The sequence below is a fragment of the Microbacterium festucae genome, from assembly GCF_025421715.1.
GTDB lineage: Bacteria > Actinomycetota > Actinomycetes > Actinomycetales > Microbacteriaceae > Microbacterium > Microbacterium festucae.
The window spans coordinates 373,305-391,588 of sequence record NZ_JAOEFC010000003.1; the positions used below are offsets into that span (position 1 = coordinate 373,305).

General features: G+C 68.8%; 18 protein-coding genes and 1 tRNA gene. 10 read left to right on the forward strand and 9 right to left on the reverse strand.

What is annotated here, in order from left to right; genetic code table 11:
* Nucleotides 1–4: 4 nt before the first annotated feature.
* A complete protein-coding gene (locus N3K63_RS12110; protein ID WP_261580431.1) occupies nucleotides 5–400 on the forward strand; it encodes a hypothetical protein in 396 nt (131 codons plus the stop codon).
* A 28-nt stretch (nucleotides 401–428) separates the two neighbouring features.
* Here N3K63_RS12110 and N3K63_RS12115 read toward each other — a convergent pair whose 3' ends face one another.
* Nucleotides 429–704 carry a hypothetical protein gene (locus N3K63_RS12115; protein ID WP_261580432.1) on the reverse strand — a complete coding sequence of 92 codons (276 nt, stop codon included), beginning with the start codon at nucleotides 702–704 and terminating at the stop codon, nucleotides 429–431.
* A 60-nt stretch (nucleotides 705–764) separates the two neighbouring features.
* Here N3K63_RS12115 and N3K63_RS12120 point away from each other — a divergent pair, with 60 nt between their 5' ends.
* Nucleotides 765–1,328, forward strand: coding sequence for a GNAT family N-acetyltransferase (locus N3K63_RS12120; protein ID WP_261580433.1), 564 nt, complete (start codon nucleotides 765–767; stop codon nucleotides 1,326–1,328).
* Nucleotides 1,329–1,349: 21 nt separating this feature from the next.
* Here N3K63_RS12120 and N3K63_RS12125 read toward each other — a convergent pair whose 3' ends face one another.
* From N3K63_RS12125 to N3K63_RS12145, 5 genes are all read right to left on the reverse strand, one after another.
* The gene (locus N3K63_RS12125; protein WP_261580434.1) at nucleotides 1,350–2,144 is read right to left on the reverse strand and encodes an alpha/beta fold hydrolase; all 795 of its coding nucleotides are present in this window, start codon (nucleotides 2,142–2,144) and stop codon (nucleotides 1,350–1,352) included.
* 61 nt (nucleotides 2,145–2,205) lie between these two features.
* A complete protein-coding gene (locus N3K63_RS12130) occupies nucleotides 2,206–2,805 on the reverse strand; it encodes an N-acetyltransferase (protein WP_261580435.1) in 600 nt (199 codons plus the stop codon).
* A 19-nt stretch (nucleotides 2,806–2,824) separates the two neighbouring features.
* A complete protein-coding gene (locus N3K63_RS12135) occupies nucleotides 2,825–3,460 on the reverse strand; it encodes a hypothetical protein (RefSeq protein ID WP_261580436.1) in 636 nt (211 codons plus the stop codon).
* A gap of 244 nt (nucleotides 3,461–3,704) precedes the next feature.
* Nucleotides 3,705–4,769 (reverse strand): substrate-binding domain-containing protein, encoded by a 1,065-nt coding sequence (locus tag N3K63_RS12140; protein WP_261580437.1) that lies wholly within the window; start codon nucleotides 4,767–4,769, stop codon nucleotides 3,705–3,707.
* 136 nt (nucleotides 4,770–4,905) lie between these two features.
* Complete coding sequence (locus tag N3K63_RS12145) at nucleotides 4,906–5,946, reverse strand: hydroxyacid dehydrogenase (protein WP_261580438.1); 1,041 nt, start codon at nucleotides 5,944–5,946, stop codon at nucleotides 4,906–4,908.
* 201 nt (nucleotides 5,947–6,147) lie between these two features.
* On the opposite strand from N3K63_RS12145, the gene N3K63_RS12150 reads away from it, so the two are divergent.
* The 5 genes from N3K63_RS12150 to N3K63_RS12170 all read left to right on the forward strand — a co-directional run bounded on the left by N3K63_RS12150 (nucleotide 6,148) and on the right by N3K63_RS12170 (nucleotide 14,400).
* Nucleotides 6,148–7,458, forward strand: coding sequence for an ABC transporter substrate-binding protein (locus tag N3K63_RS12150; protein WP_261580439.1), 1,311 nt, complete (start codon nucleotides 6,148–6,150; stop codon nucleotides 7,456–7,458).
* Between the two features lie 79 nt (nucleotides 7,459–7,537).
* On the forward strand, nucleotides 7,538–8,494 hold the full coding sequence (locus N3K63_RS12155) for a carbohydrate ABC transporter permease (RefSeq protein WP_261580440.1): 957 nt from the start codon (nucleotides 7,538–7,540) through the stop codon (nucleotides 8,492–8,494).
* Complete coding sequence (locus N3K63_RS12160; protein ID WP_261580441.1) at nucleotides 8,491–9,414, forward strand: carbohydrate ABC transporter permease; 924 nt, start codon at nucleotides 8,491–8,493, stop codon at nucleotides 9,412–9,414. Before N3K63_RS12155 ends, N3K63_RS12160 begins: the two co-directional genes overlap by 4 nt.
* 28 nt (nucleotides 9,415–9,442) lie before the next feature.
* Entirely contained in the window at nucleotides 9,443–11,332 is a 1,890-nt protein-coding gene (locus N3K63_RS12165) for a glycoside hydrolase family 3 protein (RefSeq protein ID WP_261580442.1), read from the forward strand.
* An 11-nt stretch (nucleotides 11,333–11,343) separates the two neighbouring features.
* A complete protein-coding gene (locus tag N3K63_RS12170; RefSeq protein ID WP_390895182.1) occupies nucleotides 11,344–14,400 on the forward strand; it encodes an alpha-mannosidase in 3,057 nt (1,018 codons plus the stop codon).
* Here the strand turns inward: N3K63_RS12170 and N3K63_RS12175 are convergent.
* From N3K63_RS12175 to N3K63_RS12185, 3 genes are all read right to left on the reverse strand, one after another.
* A complete protein-coding gene (locus N3K63_RS12175) occupies nucleotides 14,385–15,059 on the reverse strand; it encodes a hypothetical protein (protein ID WP_261580444.1) in 675 nt (224 codons plus the stop codon). The genes N3K63_RS12170 and N3K63_RS12175 overlap by 16 nt on opposite strands.
* A gap of 134 nt (nucleotides 15,060–15,193) precedes the next feature.
* Nucleotides 15,194–15,266: transfer RNA gene (locus tag N3K63_RS12180), tRNA-Lys, on the reverse strand.
* 59 nt (nucleotides 15,267–15,325) lie between these two features.
* A complete protein-coding gene (locus N3K63_RS12185) occupies nucleotides 15,326–15,991 on the reverse strand; it encodes a fasciclin domain-containing protein (protein WP_261580445.1) in 666 nt (221 codons plus the stop codon).
* Nucleotides 15,992–16,115: 124 nt separating this feature from the next.
* On the opposite strand from N3K63_RS12185, the gene sigK reads away from it, so the two are divergent.
* From sigK to N3K63_RS12200, 3 genes are read left to right on the forward strand one after another with little or no spacing between them, the layout of a single operon-like run.
* Complete coding sequence (gene sigK / locus N3K63_RS12190; protein WP_261580446.1) at nucleotides 16,116–16,715, forward strand: ECF RNA polymerase sigma factor SigK; 600 nt, start codon at nucleotides 16,116–16,118, stop codon at nucleotides 16,713–16,715.
* Nucleotides 16,712–17,482: an anti-sigma factor gene (locus N3K63_RS12195; RefSeq protein WP_261580447.1), complete on the forward strand. Its 771-nt coding sequence runs from the start codon at nucleotides 16,712–16,714 to the stop codon at nucleotides 17,480–17,482. Before sigK ends, N3K63_RS12195 begins: the two co-directional genes overlap by 4 nt.
* A 49-nt stretch (nucleotides 17,483–17,531) precedes the next feature.
* Nucleotides 17,532–18,170, forward strand: a complete 639-nt coding sequence (locus N3K63_RS12200) for a DNA-directed RNA polymerase subunit beta (RefSeq protein ID WP_261580448.1) — start codon at nucleotides 17,532–17,534, stop codon at nucleotides 18,168–18,170.
* Nucleotides 18,171–18,284 lie beyond the last annotated feature (114 nt).

An 18,284-nucleotide genomic window follows, 5' to 3' on the forward strand; every position in this document is an offset into this window, starting at 1 on the left:
GCGGGTGCCCTTCGCTCTCGTCTTCACCGTGGTGCTGGTGCTGTTGGCGCTGTTTCAGCTGGCATTGGTGCTGGGCGCGCCGTGGGGGCACTTCGCGTGGGGCGGGGCAGACCGCGTGCTGCCCGCCGGCAAGCGCATCGGCAGCGTGATCTCGATCCTGATCTACGCGCTGATGGCGCTGATCGCGTGGGATCGCGTCGGCGTCATCGACGTCTTCCCCGACCTGTTCTCGCAGATCGCGATGTGGGTGGTCTTCGGATACTCGGCGCTCGGCATCCTGATGAACGCGATCTCGCGCAGCAAGCCGGAGCGCTACACGATGGTGCCGGTGTCGATCGTGCTCGCGGTGCTGTCGCTGCTGATGGCCCTCGGGTACGGCGAGATGGCGACGGCGATCTGACGGCGGTCGTCGCCCAGAGGCCCTCCGCTCAGCCGGTCGGGCGTCGGCGACCGAGCAGGAACCCGCCGATCACACCGAGCCCCACCAGGCCCGCCACCGCGAACATGCCCGCTGCCGCCGCGAGCGGCGTGAGGATGACGAGGGACTCGGGCACGAAGGTCGCCGCCGCCAGCGGCTGGTAGGCGAACCAGCCGAAGGATGCCGTCTGCGTCGGCCCGGCGGTGAGGAGCACGATCGCGCCACCGAGGAAGAACAGTCCGGAGACGACCGCGGCGATGACGAGTCCGATCGGGGTGCGGCGCATGACGTCACCCTACCGAGACGTCGACCGCCCGCCGCCTGCTGCCGGAGGAGAGAATGTCCTGTGATCGATCGCCTGACGCTTCCCGCTTCCTTGTCGACCCGCGACTTCCGCGTGGTTCTGCGCAGAGCGACGAAAGACGATCTGCATGCGATCATCGGGCTGCTCTCCGACGACCCCATCAGCGCGGGGCGTGGCGATGTCGCCGGCGCCGACGACGAGCAGGCCTACGGGGTCGCGCTCGACCGGATCGTCGCCGACCCGAGCAATGAGCTGCTCGTCGCCGTCAACGCTGCCGGCGCCGTCGTGGCGACGCTGCAGCTGACGGTCATCCCCGGTATGGCGCGGCGGGGGAGCACCCGGCTGCTCGTCGAGGCGGTGCGGGTGTCGAGTGCGGAGCGTTCGTCGGGAATCGGCTCCGCCATCATGCGGTGGGTCGTCGACCAGGCCGCGGTCGAGCTGGGCGCGCCGCTGGTGCAGCTCACCTCGGATGCGGCCCGGGTCGACGCGCACCGGTTCTACCTGCGGCTCGGCTTCGTCGACTCCCACATCGGCTTCAAGTACTCGGTGCCGCAGACTCCGGATGCCGCTCCGCCCGGCCCCACTGCGCACGAGGCCACGGGGTGACGCGCCCCGGCGTCCCGTCGGTCAGCGGACGTCGAGGAAGTCGCGGAGCGCGTCGATCCACTGGTCGAACGCGTCGAGGTGCGCGTCGTGCGAGGCGCCCGAGAGGTCGGTCCGGGTGACGGTGCGGCCGCGCGAGACGAAGGCATCCTTCTGCGCATCGGTGAACATGCCGCCGTCCGCATAGACGACGAGCGTGGGTGCCGTCACCCGCTCCCACTCGTCCCACCGGGGCTCGGCGACGGCGCGGATCGTCGCGACCATGGCATCCGCATCGAAGCGCGGGTGGAAGCCGTCGGGTCGCTCCTCGAGGTCCGCCGCCCACGCGGCGGCGAGCGGCCCGCCGCCCAGCGACGCCTGCGCTTGCGCGCGTGTGGCGAAGGGCACCTCCCACGACCGGAAGAAGTCGCCGAGCGCGGCGTGATCCGCCGCCGATCCGCCGCCCTCGTTCCCCTCGAGAAGCACCAGCCGACGCACGAGGTCGGGGCGAGCGGAGGCCACGAGCATCGCCGTGTGCGCACCCATCGACTGGCCGACGAGGTCGACCGGCGCCGCGCCTTCCGCCTCGATCACCCGCACGACGTCGCTCACGAACGAGGCCCGGGAGGTGTCGGCGGGCAGACGCGTGCTGCCGCCATGGCCGCGCTGGTCGATGAGGATCACGCGCCGCCCCGAGAGCGCTTCGGCGGTCGGCACGAACTCCCGGCTGCTGCCGGCCAGGCCGTGCAGGATCACCACGGCGGGGTGCGCCCCGTCGCGCACGGCATATGCGATCGTGGTGCCGTCGTCGGCGCGGATCTCACGTGCATCCAGGGTCACCCGGCGATCCTATCGACGGGCGACTCGGCGCCGACGCGACCGCGCGTGCGGGCGCGCGTCGTCAGCCGAAGAGCAGATAGGGCGCCGGCTTGTCGGGCTCGCGCAGTTCGAACTGCAGGGCCAGGTCTGTGCCGCGGATGAGCTCCAGCTGTCGGACGAACGGCTCACTCGCCGCGTACACGGCCGTGTCGAACCGCCACTCCTCGCTGAACCACGCGCGCAGCGCCGCGAGGAGGCGCTCGTCCATCCCCGTGGCGACCCGCGAGGCGCGAGCCCAGAAGTAGACCACGGCGTCGACGTCCGCCCACGCGGCATCCGCTACCGCGATGACCTCACACTTCGCCAGGAACCCGGCCGTCGTGGGGAAGATGTAGACGCATCCCAGGCACTCGGTGTCGTCGGGGTCGAGCACCGTGAAGGTGAACGCGCGATGTGCACGATGACGCTCTTCGAGGTCGACCAGGTCCACCCGGTTCTCCTCCACCGTGAACCCATCCGCGGGCCAGGTGGACTGCTCCCACAACCGCAGGTCGTCGGTGGTCTCGACCACGGCGGCGTGGTCGCGCTGCGCATCGGTGGCGAGGATCGGGCGCAGAACGAACTCATCGGCGACCAGGCCCGTCGGCACGACGGCGCTCGGGTCGGTGAAGACGGTTGACACAGAGGTTCCTTTCATCGGGTCACCCGCCCGGCCCGGTGGGGTCGATCGGTGCGCCATCGCCGTTCTCGGGCAGGTCGCCGCGTTCCACCGGACCTGTCGACGTGTCGGGAAGGTCGGAGAAGAGATGCTCGAGCTCGGCTTCCGAGGGCGTGCGTGCCGCCTGCGCGGCGGCGAGAAGGTCGGCCTGCGGGGCGCCATCCATGCCGATGACCTGAATCCACACGCCATCTCGCACGGTGACGTACTCGTGGATCGGGCCCGCCGATCGGTGCCAGAGGCCGCCCTCGTCGGTGCAGGTCACCGGTGCGTCCGGTGACTCCCACACCGGCGTCTCGGCGCACGACGCTGCCGTCATCTCGCCCCACTCGGTGCGGATGCTCAGCATGGCGTGTGTGGTCGCGTTGAACCACGTGGCGGACATGCCGTCATCGGCAGTGGGTCCCACAGACTGCGGTGCCACGTCGTAGCCCGCCACCTCGGTGGTGTAGACGAGCTCCGGCGCGATGCCGGCGGCGTCGGCGTAGGCGGCGATCGAGTCGGCGCTCGCCGCAGTGCCGGCGGATGCCGTCGCGCACCCGGCCAGCGAGAGCACGACCGCAGCGGCCGCGGCCGGCCCGGTCACGGTGACGGTCACCGTCGAGCTTCTGCGAGGCACGAGGGCATTCTTTCGCACGCGCCGGTCTTGCGCACGTGCGTCGCCGCGGTCGGGGAAGCGGGGGAGTCCCGATCCAATGGGGCGACGCCGGGCCACCTCCCAGGTGCCGGCTGTAGACTGATAGGGATAGGCGGACTTCTCATTCGTCTCGCCCCGGCTGTGTGGTAACAGTCGGGGCTTTTTCTTTGCCCTGGACGTCGAGTGGTCGCGGGCGCGATCGCGCCATGGCGGGGCGCTCTCCTTCTTACGACGCGGGTGCGGTGGAGGCGCGGAGGACGAAGCGGGGTTCGATCTGGATCTGAACGGGGGGCTCGGAGCTGGGCTCCCGGATGAGGTCGAGGAGAAGCTGCGTCGCGAGGGCTCCGACGCGGCGCCTGTCAGGTGCCACTGCCGAGATCGGGGGATCGGCGCGCGCCGAGACATCGTCGTCGTACGCGACGATCGAGAGGCGATCGGGAACAGAGAGTCCCCGAGCTCGAGCGTTCTGGAGGAGACCGAACAACGAGTTCTCATCGCCGTGGCAGAACAGTGCCGTGGCGTCGATGCGTTCAACGGCGTCGAGCACCACGTCCGCGCTCCCGCGCTCCCAGCGAGGGCCGGCACCGAGCTCGTCCGGCCCGAGAATCATGCTGTCAGGGTGCAGGCCGAGCCGATCGACGGCATCGCGCCAACCGCGTCGGACGAACTCGGCACTCTGCGAGCGGCCCCTGCTCACCATGATCAGTCGACGATGCCCGAGCTCGTAGAGGTGATGGAGAGCCCCGAGGGCCCCGCGTTCGTGGGCGGAGCGCACCGATGAGATCGATCCCAGCCCGCCGCCGGGCATCTCGCGCTCGACGAAGACCAGCGGCACTTCGATTCCTTCGACCTTCTCGCGGAAGCCCGACGGCGCGCCGCGCTCGGACACGGTGGGCACCCAGAGGAGCCCGTCCACGCCCTCGCGCACGAGTTCGTCGATGAGTCGGTATTCCTCTTCGAGGTCGTACTCGGAGATCACGAGCTTCATCTCGCCGCCCGAAGCGAGCGCATCGTCGATTCCTTCCACCACGTAGCGGTAGTAATACGAGGTGGGAACGACGACGCCGATCGTTCCCGTGAATGCTCCTCGTGCCGGAGCGGGGGAGTGATCGCCGCGGAGAACGGCGCCGCCGCGGACTTTGTCGAGGATCCGTTCCGCGACAAGCGCGTCCAGGTCTCGCCGGATGGTGACGTGGGACACGCCGATGTCGTCGACCAGGGAGGCGATGCGGACCGCGCCGTCCTGTTGGGCGCGGTCGATGATCATGGCGCGCCGCTCTGCTGCGAGCATCGGGTCCCCCTTCCGAGTGGCGTGGTGACCGTGTGACTCTCGTCGACGCCGGTCTTGCCGTTGCCCCTCTCGTATCGGAGGAGTCGGTTTAGAATACTTTCTCTTCGTTTCGAAATGTGAAATTCGTCGAAGCCGGTCAGGCGATGATCCCCAACGACGAGCGTTCCACGCGGTGCAACGGGTCGTGGCCGTCGATCAGACGCTGGATTTCGTCGAGTGCGGAATCGGCGAGCCTGCCAGTCTCTGCATGCATCGCTCCGGCGATGTGGGGGCTTAGCACCACCCCTGGAGTCTGGAACAGTTCGGAGTCCGGTGGCAGGGGCTCCGGGTCGGTCACGTCGAGGATCGCACGGAGAGTTCCCGTGCGACAGCGCTCAATGAGCGCGCGGGTGTCGACCAGCGAGCCTCGAGCCGTGTTGATCAGCACCGTGTGAGGTCGCATGAGGGCGATTCTGCGCGCGTTCAGCAGGTGGTGCGTGTCGGGCAGCTCAGGGGCATGGACGGTCACGATGTCGCTGAAGGCCAGCATCTCGTCGAGCTCGACCAGATGGGCGCCGAAGGCGGATGCCTCGTCGGCCGTGATGTGCGGATCGGCGACGAGCACATCAAAGTCGAACGGCCGCAGAAGCTCGGCGACCCGCCGACCCACTCGGGAGAGTCCGATGATGCCGACGGTGCCGCCGAAGTTCACGGCAGGGGGGATGACATCGCGCCAGGGGCCGCCGACCGAGCGGGTCTTGCGGTAGCCCTCGATGTATGTGGCGACGCGCTTGCCCTCGAGGAGGATCGTCGCCAAGGTGAACTCCGCGACGGGGATCGCATTGGCGTCGGCGGCACTGGTCACGACGATGCCCCGGTCCCAGAAGTCGGGTGACACGTGCTGCTTCACCGAGCCGCCGGTATGGATCACCGCGCGCAACGCCGGCGCGGCAGCGAGCACTTCGGGTCCGAGCGTGGGTGATCCCCACCCCGTCACGACGATCTCGGTGCGTGCGAGCCGGTCCATCGCCGCCGCGCCGCGGAGGTCATCCAGACGCGGCGGGTCGGCGATGTCCACCATGCCGCGCAACCGGGTCAAGCGGCGGGTGTCGAAGAGATCCGCATACGCACGAGACCCCATCAGGAGGAGTGCGGTGGGCCGGGCCGCTTCGGCGCGGTTCTCGACGACGGATGCCATGGACAAATAAGATCACGAATAAGCCAAACTTCACAAGTTAGAAACCCAAATGTGAAGAAAGCTTCAAAAACCTTGCAATGTGTGATTGCCGTCTGCATACTGGGCGAGACGCACGACGAGGTGTGACCGGATTCCCCGGATCCAGCTTCCGTCAGCGACCATCGCGACCGCAGCGCGCGGCCGTATCCGAACGGAGGAATCATGCACCAGCGCACCCGACGTGCCCTCGCCGCACTCGTCGTGGTCCCGCTCCTGGCAGGCACGGCTGCCTGTAGCAGCGGATCGAGCGGGGATCCGGAAGAGGCGGGTGACGAAGAGGTCACCATCTCCATCATGGGCAAGCCCGCTGCCACCAACACGGCGGCAGTCGAGCTGTTCGAACGGCAGGTCGCCGCCTTCGAAGAGGCGAACCCGAACATCACCATCGAAGCATCGGATGTGCCGTGGGACGCGAAGACCTTCGCAACGCGCCTCGCCGGCGGCAGCGCACCCACTCTCCTTCGCGTTCCTCTCACCGAGCCGCCGTCGTTGATAGAGCGCGGCCAGGTCGCCGACATCTCCGTCGAGGCCAGCGAGCTCGACAGCTTCGCCGACCTCAACCCCCGAGTGATGCAATTCCTCGAGCGCGACGGAGCCGTGTACGGCATCCCGGAGAAGAGCTACGCGTTCGGACTCGTCTACAACCGAGATCTGTTCGAACAGGCCGGTCTCGATCCCGACAGCCCGCCCGCAACCTGGGATGAGGTGCGCGAGTACGCCGACCAGATCGCAAAGGCCACGGGGAAGACCGGGTTCGGTGAGATCACCACGAACAACAGCGGCGGGTGGCATCTCACGGGGTACGACTACACCTTCGGCGGAAAGATCATCGATCAGGACTCCGACGGCACATGGACCGCGGCCTTCAACGATGACGCGGCCCGCGACGTGCTCGAGCTGTGGAAAGCAATGCGATGGGAGGACGATTCGCTCGGCGACAACGTGCTCGGCAAGCAGGAAGATCTCGTCGCGGACTTCACCGCCGGCAATGTGGGGATGTGGGTCTCCGCTCCGCCGGACGTCTACCCCAACTACATCGCGGCCGGGGGAGACCCGGGAGCATTCGGCGCCGGCCCCATGCCCCAGGGCGGAGGCGACGCGACCCTCGCGGGGGCGACGGTGCTCATGGTGAACGCTCAGGCCAGCGACGCGGAGAGAGCGGCGGCGGTCAAGTGGATCGACTGGCGTGCACTGCGCCCCAACTACGACCTGGAGGTCGCCGCGGAGACGGCGAAGGCGTCGGCAGCCGACGGGCTCCCCGTAGGTGTTCCCGTCGCCCCCATCTTCAGCGACTCTTCAGCGACGAAGCATATGCGGCGTATCGCGAAGCGATCGACGAGTACGTCAACTTGCCGGTCGAGAACTTCGCCCCGTACGTCGAGTCGCTCACTGCGTTCGAGTATGTGCCCGAGCCCGCAGTCGCATCGCAGGAGATCTACGCGGCGCTCGATCCGATCGTGCAGGCGATCCTGACCGATCCCAACGCCGACGTCGACACCCTCCTCACCGACGCCGAGGCTCGGGTGAACGCCATTCTGGCTCAGTACGCGTCATGACGATCACCTCCGAACGCCTGAGCGGTACGGTCGCCGACCGTGCCGCTCAGGCGGTGGCGGCCCCGCCTCGTCGGCGCAACTCGCAGCGTCACCGCGCCGCGCTCGCCGCCCTGCTCTTCCTCATCCCTGCGCTTCTGACCTTCGGCTACTTCGCCTGGTGGCCGATTCTTCAAAGCGCTGTTCTCGCCTTCCAGCAGACCAATCTCGTCGACCCGCCGGAGTGGGTGGGGCTCCGCAACTTCGAGCTCCTCTTCGCCGACCCTCTGCTGCCCAGAGCCGCACTGAACACCCTCTGGTTCACCGTTCTTTCGCTCGCGATCGGCTTGCCGGTACCCCTGCTGTGCGCTGTGCTCATGTCGGAGCTTCGCCGGGGTGGGGCGATCGCCCGCCTGCTCGCGTACCTGCCCGTCGTCGTGCCGCCGGTGGTCGCCGTGCTGCTCTGGAAGGTCTTCTTCAGCCCCGGCGAGTCGGGAGTCGTCAACGCCCTGCTCGCACTGGTGGGCATCGGACCGTTCCCGTGGCTGCAGTCGCCAGAGCTCGCCATGCCGAGTCTGGTGATCGTCGCCACATGGTCCGGCGCGGGTACCGCGGTCCTCATCTACCTCGCGGCGCTCGCGGGGGTGAGTCCCGAGCTCTATGAAGCCGCGGAGCTGGACGGCGCCTCGGTCTGGCAGCGCGTGCGATACATCACGTTGCCGCAGATGCGCGGGATCATCCTGGTGCTGCTCCTCCTGCAGATCATCGGGGCGATTCAGGTGTTCACCGAGCCCTATGTGATGACCGATGGCGGTCCTGCGAACGCGACCGTCACGATCCTGCTCATGGTCTATCGCTATGCGTTCCTGTTCGGCAATTACGGCATCGCGACGGCACTCAGCGTGCTTCTCGCCGTCGTGCTCATCATCGTGTCGGCGGTCTACCTCCGGTTGACCAGATCCTGGAGCTCCCGATGAGCGTCACCTCAGCCTCCCCGCGCGAACGACGCCGTGAGCCCCGCAGCCGCGAACGCGGCCTGCTGTCGTCTTTTGACTGGCGTCGGCCGCGCATCTTCGTGGGCTGGCGCGCCATGCATGTCGTTCTGTTCGGCGGCCTCATCGCATTCGGCGCCATCCCCATCGTCTGGATGCTGCGCGCCGCGATCTCGACGACCACCGACCTCGTGCAGCACCCGCTCAGTCTCGTCCCCGAACCCGCGCGCTGGGAGAACATCCCCACCGCGTGGAACCTCCTCGACATCGGTCACTACCTCATGAACACCGTCGTCCTGGTCGGAGGGTCGTGGGCGGTGCAGCTGCTGGTGTCCGCCACGGCCGGCTACGCGTTGGCCGTCATCCGTCCGTGGTACGGGAAGTATGTCTACGGCGCGTTCCTCGTGACGCTCTTCGTGCCCGCGACCGTGACGCTCATTGCCCTGTACCTCACGGTGCTGGACATGCCGCTGCTCGGGATCGGGCTGACCGACACACCCTGGGCGGTATGGCTCCCCGCCGGAGCGAACGCTTTCACCATCCTTCTGGTCAAGCAGTTCTTCGAGGAGATTCCACGCGACCTCTTCGAGGCGGCCCAGCTCGACGGCGCTGGATGGTGGACGATCTTCTGGCGCATCGTGCTTCCCATGTCCCGGCCCGTCCTCGCTGTCGTCTCGCTCCTGGCGATCATGAGCGCGTGGAAGGAGTTCCTGTGGCCGTTGATCGTGCTCACAGACCCCACCACGCAGCCGCTGGCCGTCGCGCTGCCGCGTCTCGCGCAAGCGACCGACCCCGCCTTCCTCATCGCCGGGATGCTCATCGCGAGCATCCCGCCCATCCTCATCTTCCTGATCTTCCAGCGCTCCATCGTGCGCGGAGTCGGATTCTCCGGCCTCAAGGGCTGACTCCCGAACCGAAAGGACCAGCGTCACCATGCCCGCAAAGCTCACCGGCGACGTATCCGCCGCACATCTCACCTGGCGGGATCTCAACGGCAACGGACGCCTCGACCCCTACGAGGACCCGCGCCTGACTGCCGCCGAGCGCACGGCCGATCTGCTCGCGCGTCTGAGCCTCGAAGAGAAGGTGGGGCTCATGTTCCACACCGTGATCGAGGCCGGGCCCGAGGGGACCCTTCTCGAGGAGCCCGGCCTGCTGAGTAAGTCGCCGACGAGCACGGTCGTGCTCGACAAGCGCATGAACCACTTCAACATCCATGCGCTCGGGCGGGCTCGAGACGCGGCGCGCTGGGCCAACGCCCTTCAGCACCTCGCCGCTCGCACGCCGCACGGGATACCCGTCACCATCAGCACAGACCCTCGGCACGGCTTCTTCGAGAACGAGGGGGCATCCTTCGCGGCGGGGTCGTTCTCACAATGGCCCGAGCCGCTCGGGCTGGCCGCGATCGATGACGACGACATTCGCGAGTTCGCCGAGATCGCGCGCCGGGAGTATCTGGCGGTGGGAATCCGGATGGCCCTGCATCCCCAGGTCGATCTCGCGACCGAGCCGCGCTGGGGCCGACAGTTACACACCTTCGGCTCCGATCCGAACCGCACGTGCCGTGCGCTCGCCGCGTACATCGACGGCTTCCAGGGATTCGATCTCACGCCCCACTCGGTCGCCTGCGTGACCAAGCACTTTCCGGGCGCGGGACCGCAGCAGGACGGCGAGGACGCCCATTTCCCCTACGGTCGTGAGCAGGTGTACCCCGGTGGGGCCTTCGACATCCACCTCGAGCCGTTCCGCACCGCGATCGCGGCCGGCACCGCGGGAATGATGCCCTACTACGGCATGCCGGTCGGACTCGAACGCGACGGCGTTCCGATCGAGGCGGTGGGATTCGGCTACAACCGTCAGATCATCACCGGACTGCTCCGCGAAGAACTCGGGTTCGACGGGATCGTGGTCACGGACTGGGAACTCGTCAACGACAACGTCGCGCAAGGGCAGGTGCTTCCGGCGAAAGCATGGGGTGTCGAGCACCTCGACCCCGCCGAGCGCCTTCTCGCCCTGCTGGGCGCCGGGTGCGATCAGTTCGGCGGTGAGGAGTGCGTCGACCTGCTCATCGACCTGGTGCGCGTCGGCCGCGTCAGTGAGGAGCGAATCGACGAGTCTGCGCGGCGCCTCCTCGAGCTGAAGTTCCGACTCGGTCTGTTCGACGACCCCTTCGTCGACGAAGATGCCGCCGAGGCGATCGTGGGCCGGCCCGACCATCGTGCGGCGGGACTTCGAGCCCAGGCGGCTGCGGTGACGGTGCTGCGCGTGACCGATTCGGGCGACCTCCCGCTGCTCCCGCTGGTCGCGCGCTCCGACCGACGCGTCTACGTCGAAGGGATCGATCCCGCCCAGGCCCGCGCGCTCGGTGTGATCGTCGACCGACCCGAAGACGCAGACCTCGCCGTCGTCCGCATCGCCGCGCCGTTCGAACCGCGCGATGACCTGCTGTTCGAGTCGCGGTTCCATCAGGGGTCCCTCGATTTCCGCCCCGGGCTCGTGGCACGCCTGGCGCGCATCAGCGCGGTCACCCCCCTCGTGCTCGACGTCGCCCTGGATCGACCGGCGATCCTCACGCCCCTCGTGCCGTTGGCGAGCGTGCTCGTGGCCACATTCGGGGCGAGCGATGCCGCACTGATCGCAGCGCTCACCGGCGCCGTCGAGCCGCGTGGTCGCCTGCCGTTCGAGATCCCTCGTTCTATGCATGCCGTGCGCCAGTCCCAGGAGGACGTCCCCAACGACACGGTCGACCCGCTCTACCCCGTCGGCTTCTCGCGCGCGGCGGCGGGCGTGCCCGCCCACCCGGCCGTCGTCACGCCCCGATGAATCGAGGCATCGTGCACTCCGATCCCCGCCGCGTCCGCGACCGGCTCACCCGTTTCGTCGAGGAGAGTCTGCGCGGCGCGGTGCACACCCGCGTCGCCCCGCTGACCATCACCGGCTGGGAGGTGCCCGGCGAGCCCGTGCCGTTCGCAGAAGCGCAGCGGCAGGCCTTCCAGCCGTTCGCCGTCGGCACGTGGTGGGGCACACCGTGGAGCACGCACTGGTTGCGCATCGAAGGCGCGATTCCGAAGGACTGGGTGCGCGACGAACGGCACCACGCGGAGGTGGCGATCGACCTCGGCTTCAACGGGCTCGCCCCCGGCTTCCAGGCCGAAGCGTTGGCCTTCCGGCCCGACGGAACGATCGTCAAGGGAGTCTCGCCCCGCAACTCGCACCTTCCGGTCGCCGCCGACGGCGTCGTCGACTTCTACCTCGAACTCGCCGCGAACCCGACCATCCCGCCCGAGTCGCATTGGGTCACCACCGGGCTCGGCGACAAGACAACCGCAGGTTCTCGCGCCTCGTACCGCCTGGAGCGACTCGAACTCGCGCTCGTCGATCGACAGGCCTGGGAGCTGCTGCAGGACATCGAGATCGTCCGCGGCCTCGCCGACAACCTGCCCGCAGACCTTCCCCGCGCTGCGCAGCTGTGGGCGGCGCTCGACGCCATGCTCGACACCGTCGATCCGGATGCCGTCGGTGCGACGGCATCCGCGGCGAGGGCGGCGCTCGCGCCTGCGCTCGCCGCGCCTTCCGTGCGGAGCGCACACACCTTGATGGCCACCGGGCACGCCCACATCGACTCCGCCTGGCTGTGGCCGGTGCGCGAGACCGTGCGCAAGTGCGCGCGCACGTTCTCCAACGTCGTCGCCCTCATGGACGAGCACCCGGACTTCCGATTCGCCTGCTCGTCTGCGCAGCAGCTCGCGTGGGTCAAGGAGAGCTACCCCGATCTGTTCGCCAGAATCCGCGAGAAGGTGGCGACCGGCCAGTTCGTGCCGGTGGGCGGGCAGTGGGTCGAGCCTGACACGAACATGCCCGGCGGTGAATCGACCGTGCGGCAGCTCGTCTACGGCAAGCGGTTCTTCCTCGAGGAGTTCGGTGTCGAGACCACCGAGGTCTGGCTCCCCGACACGTTCGGCTACACGGCGTCCTTGCCGCAGATCATCCGGCTGTCGGGATCGGACTGGTTCATGACGCAGAAGATCTCCTGGAACCAGACCAACGCGATGCCGCATCACACCTTCTGGTGGGAGGGCATCGACGGCACCCGCATCTTCACCCACTTCCCGCCGATCGAGACGTACAACGCCGAACTCTCGCCCACCGAGCTCGCTCACGCCCAGCGGACGTATCGCGATCACGGGGCCGGGTCCGTGTCGCTCGCCCCGTTCGGCTGGGGGGATGGCGGCGGGGGTCCGACGCGCGAGATGGTCGCGGCGGCGCGTCGCCAGGCCGATCTCGACGGCTCACCGCGCGTGCACCTGGGCACACCACGTGAGTTCTACGAAACGGCGCGGGCCGAGCGTGACGACCTGCCGGTGTGGTCGGGGGAGATGTACCTCGAACTGCACCGAGGAACCCTCACGAGTCAGTTGCGCACCAAACAGGGCAATCGCCGAGTCGAGCGCCTTCTGCGCGAAGCCGAGCTCTGGTCGACCACGGCAGCGCTCATACGCGGCCGCGAGTACCCGTACGACGAGCTCGCGCAGATCTGGCGCAGGACGCTCCTCCTGCAGTTCCATGACATCCTTCCTGGCAGCTCGATCTCGTGGGTGCATCGCGAGGCGGAAGCCGATCACCGGCGCCTGGCAGGCGAACTGGAACGGATCGTGGACGACGCGGTGCGCGCCCTGACGGGAGAGGGCACGCGGCGCCTCATCGCCAACTCCGCCCCCATCGCATTCGCGGAGACGGCCGCGGGAGCCATCGTGGCAGCGCCGGCAGAGCCGGCGACGTCGACGACGATGCGGCGCGCAACCCCCGGCGACGAAGCAACGGGGGGATGGGTTCTCGACAACGGGCGCCTGCGGGTCGTGGTCGATGCCGATGGACTTCTGCGGTCGGTGCGCGATCAGTCCGGACGCGACGCGATCGCTCCGGGAGAGCGCGGTGCGCTGCTGCGGCTTCACCGGGATGTGCCCGACAAGTGGGACGCGTGGGACATCGACCGGCACTATCGACGCGTGGCTGTCGACCTCGACGCGGCGGAGCAGGTCTCGTCGTCCATCCGCGACGGCGTCGCGGTCATCGAGGCCACACGGCGCGTCGGCCGATCCGTGATCACCCAGACGGTGGCACTCGGCCCGGGGCGGGATGCAGTCGACATCACCCTCGATGTCGACTGGCGCGAACGACACAAGCTCCTCAGGCTGTCGTTCCCGTTGGACGTGCACGCCGACCGTTCGACGTCCGAGATCCAGTTCGGTCATGTCGACCGGCCGACGCACGCGAACACCTCCTGGGACGAAGCGCGATTCGAGTTCGTGGCGCATCGATGGATTCGAGTGGCGGAAGACGGCTACGGGGTCGCTATCGCGAACGACTCGACCTTCGGCCATTCCGTCACCCGTGACACCCGTCCCGACGGGGGGACCACGACGTGGGTCGGGTTGTCGGTGCTGCGCGCCCCGACGTTCCCAGATCCGGAATCGGATCAGGGGCGGCATCTTCTCCGCTTCGCTCTCCGGCCGGCCGCGTCTGCTGCGGACGCAGCCGCAGAGGGCTACCTGCTCGATCGGTCCCTGCGCGATGTCGCCGGGGGCGAGGAGGTCGCGCCGGTGGTCTGCTCGAGCGAGCCGGATGTGCGCATCGAGGCGGTGAAGCTGGCGGAGGACCGCTCCGGCGACCTGATCGTGCGCGTCTACGAATCCAGCGGTGGGCGCCGGTCGACAGTGGTTGCGACCGGCGTCAAGGTCGAGGCGGTGCAGATCGTGGACCTGCTCGAGCGCCCGCTCCGCGACGCTCCCGTGCTCGACGGCGCGCCGAGTCGCCTCACACTCCACCTGCGGCCGTTCCAGATCATCACCCTGCGCTACAGGAGGGCGCGCATCGATCAGGTCGGGCGGTAGACGTCCACGCTTCCGCTGCGCACCCGCGCCGCGAGCACGAGGGCGATGATCCCCAGACCGAGAGTTCGCGCGAGGAACCCGACCGCGCCGATCAGGATGGCGATCTCGGCGTACCCCTGCGCGCCACCGGGACGGGAAGCCGCGAAGAGGAGCTGCGGAACGACTCCGGCGGCGACCGATGCGATCAGCGCCCACAGCGGCGCTCGATTCCACGGCGCCGGCACGACCCCGGCGCGGGCGATGCGCACACAGGCGAGCAGTGCGGCGGCGAGGGAGACCAGCAGGTTCACGTAGAACACCGCGGTCAGCGTGCCCTCGGCCGCGCGGTACGCCTCCAGGCCCGCATCGAAGGTCTCCGCGCCCATGGGGGGAAGAAAAGCCGCCACCACACGCATGACGAGTGGCCACACCGCCACCACCACGAGAGCGACCATCCCCAGGGGTTCACGGCGCACGACGCTGGCCGCACGCGACGACCCGATCGCGAAGACGAGCACCGACGACGCGAAGAGCGCGTCGAGCACGAGTCCGCTGGCCTGGGCCATGCCGACCACCGAATACTGCAGCATCCCGATGACGCCGCACACCACGAGGCCGATGCCGCCGATCATCCACGTCGATCGCTGCCGCCTCAGGCGCTGCCCGGAGTCGTCGGTCATACGGCGCATGCCGGACGCGAGGAGTTCTCGATCATTCGGGCGGTGTCTTGCGTGATGCCGTTCCGACGTGGTCGCATGCCACGATCGTATCCGGGGCCGACCCGGCTATCCCGGTGCTGACACAGATCCAGAGGTGGGCCCCGTGGGGCTCGAACCCACGACCCGCGGATTAAAAGTCCGATGCTCTACCGACTGAGCTAGAGGCCCTCGGCATCCAGCCTAATGGCTGAGTGTCGAGGGCCTCTGTCACGCGAGGGTGCCGCGGATCACATCGGGGGCATGAGCACCGTGTCGATGAGGTACACCGTGGCGTTGGCGGTCTGCACGCCGCCGCAGATCACGGTGGCCTGGTCGTTGACCATGAGGTCGTCGCCCGATCCGGTGACGGTCAGGTCGGCGCCGTTCACGGTCGCGTGGGTGCCGTCGATCTCGTCCGGAGCGATCTGGCCGGGCACCACGTGGTAGGTGAGGATCGAGGTCAGCGTGGCGCTGTCGGTCTTCAGCGTCTCGATGGTGGCGGGGTCGATCTTGGCGAAGGCGTCGTCGACGGGGGCGAAGACGGTGAACTCGTCACCGTTGAGCGTGTCGACGAGGTTCACGTCGGGGTTGAGCTGTCCGCTGACGGCCGCGACGAGCGTCTTCAGCAGCGGGTTGTTCGACGCGGCGGTGGCCACCGGGTCCTGCGACATGCCCTCGACCGAGCCGGCGCCGTCCGGCACCTGCTCTGCATACGCGGCGCAGCCGGCACCGACGAGGTTGGCGGCCGGGTCCATGGCCTCGGGGGTCATCTCCTCGGTGGGCGATGCGGGGGCGGGAGTCGAGCTGGTCTCCGAGCCGCTGGTCGAGCCACCCATCGAACATGCCGACAGGGCGAACGCGCCCGCAATCGTCAGAGTCAGAGCGGCGGTGATCTTCTTCTTGGTGCTGAGCATGATGTCCTCCAGTGCTGGATGCCGCGGGGGTGCGGCGTCAACAGTCCTTCGGAGCCGATGCCCGATCGGATGGGACGACTTTCCGAACGCGCATCATTGCGCGGCATCCGCCCCGCAATACGGCATGCTGGAAGGGATGGTCATCGATGGCATGGACGTACCCGAGGACGCGCCGGCGCGTGATGCCGTCGCCGACCTCCTCGTCCGCACGGCAGCCGGCGACCAGCAGGCGTTCGCCACTCTCTATGACACGCTGTCGTCGCGCGTGTTCGGACTGCTGCTGCGCGTGATCGTCAACCGCTCGCAGGCCGAAGAGGTGCTGCAAGAGGTCTTCCTCGAGATCTGGCAATCCGCCGGCGCGTTCGCTCCGAACAAGGGGCAAGGGAGATCTTGGGTTCTCACGATCGCTCATCGGAGGGCGGTGGACCGGGTGCGCGCGTCGCAGTCGGCCGCCGATCGCGACGTGAAAGCGGGGATGCGAGACCTCGGGACTCCCACCGAACGGGTGGACGAGATGGTCGAGACCGCGATCGAGGCGGAGAAGGTGGTGCGGGCACTGGCCGCGCTTCCCGAAGCGCAACAGGAAGCACTCACCCTCGCGTACTACGGTGGCTACTCGCAAAGCGAGATCGCCGCCCTCGTCGGGGCCCCGCTGGGGACGATCAAGACACGGATGCGGGACGGTTTGTCTCGCCTGAGGACGGAGATGGGGGTGACATCGTGACCGTGGAGGAGTTCGCCGAACTGTCGGCAGGCCATGCGCTGGGTGCGCTGTCGCCCGACGACGAGCGCGCCTTCCAGGCGGCGCTCGTCGCGCACCCCGAGTGGGCTGCGATCGCCACGATGGATGCCGACACGGCGGCCGCGCTCGCCGACACCGCGCCCCCGGTCGCCCCGCCCCTGAACCTGCGCACCAGCATCCTCGCCCAGGTCGCGGCCCAGGCCGCCGCCGAGGCGACCGCCGACGACCCCTCAGACGACGAGCCGGTGCGCGAAGCCCCGACCACCGACACCGCCCAGACCGTGCAGCGCCGCACCTGGACCAAGGCCCTGTTCGGCCTCGTCGCCTCGATGGTGCTGCTCGTCGGGCTCGGCTGGGGCGTCGGGTCGCTGTCGAACCTGTGGCAGACCCCCGCCGACGTGATCGCCCTCGAGCAGATCGAGGCGGCCCCGGATGCCGACTCGGCGACCATCGAGCTCGACTCGGGCGCGACGGCGACGGCGCACTGGTCGGCATCGCTCGGCTCGGTCGTCATGGTCATGAACGGCATGAGCGCGCTCCCCGAAGACCAGACCTACGAGCTGTGGTTCGTCCGCGGTGAGACCCCGGTCTCGGCCGGCACCTTCGCGGTGTCGGGGGACACGACCACGGCCGAACTCGACGGCGAGATGCAGCCCGGCGACACCATCGCCGTGACGGTCGAGCCCGCCGGCGGCGCCCCCGACGGCGTGCCGACCTCGGCGCCCATCCTCGCCATCGCCACCGCCTGAGCGCCCCTCCCGCGAGCCCGACGGCCCGAGCGCGGGTAGCCTGGATCGGATGAGCGACGCCCCTCGCGAGTTCCACAAACCCGTCCGCCGCCCCGGCGAGGTGTTCGACCGCGCCTTCACCTCCACCGACCCCGCCGAGGTCTCACGGGCCGCCCACGCCACGGCGACGGCCCTCGTCTCGCGGGTGCGCGAGAACCCCTCGGATGCCGTCGTCGACCGGCTCATCGACTTCACTGACACGCATGGCATCGACACGCTCGCCGAACTGTGGTCGCGGTCGCCGGCACGGTCGCTGCCGGGCGCGCTGTGGCGCATCTACCTGCTGCAGCTGATGGTGCACGACGATGCCCGCACTGCGGCACTGCAGTACGAGCGTGGGCGTCACGCCCTGGCATCCGCCGACGACGTCGTCGCCGGCGCACCGACCCCGGCCGGTCCCGACGAGCTCGTCGAACTGTCGGATGCGATTCTGCGCGGCGTCTTCACGGGCGACTTCGCCGTGGCGCTCGACCGCGCCGCGTCGTTCTGCCGGGTCGAGGCGGCCGGCGCCGCCGACCTGGCCGACGACGCCGACGACGTCGACCCCGAACGGGCGCGCGGGTACACCGCACGCGCCCTGCGGCTGGCGACCTACGCCGACGAGCTGACGGCGGCGGCCGGGCTGTGGCGCCGCGACGCACTCACCTGACGATTCGGTGAACGTTCGCACCGGCGAGGTCACCGCCGGTTCACCTGCGGTTCGCGCGGGGCGGGGAGGGTGGGCCACGCCCCATCGGGCGCTCTCCCGTATACAGAACCGAGG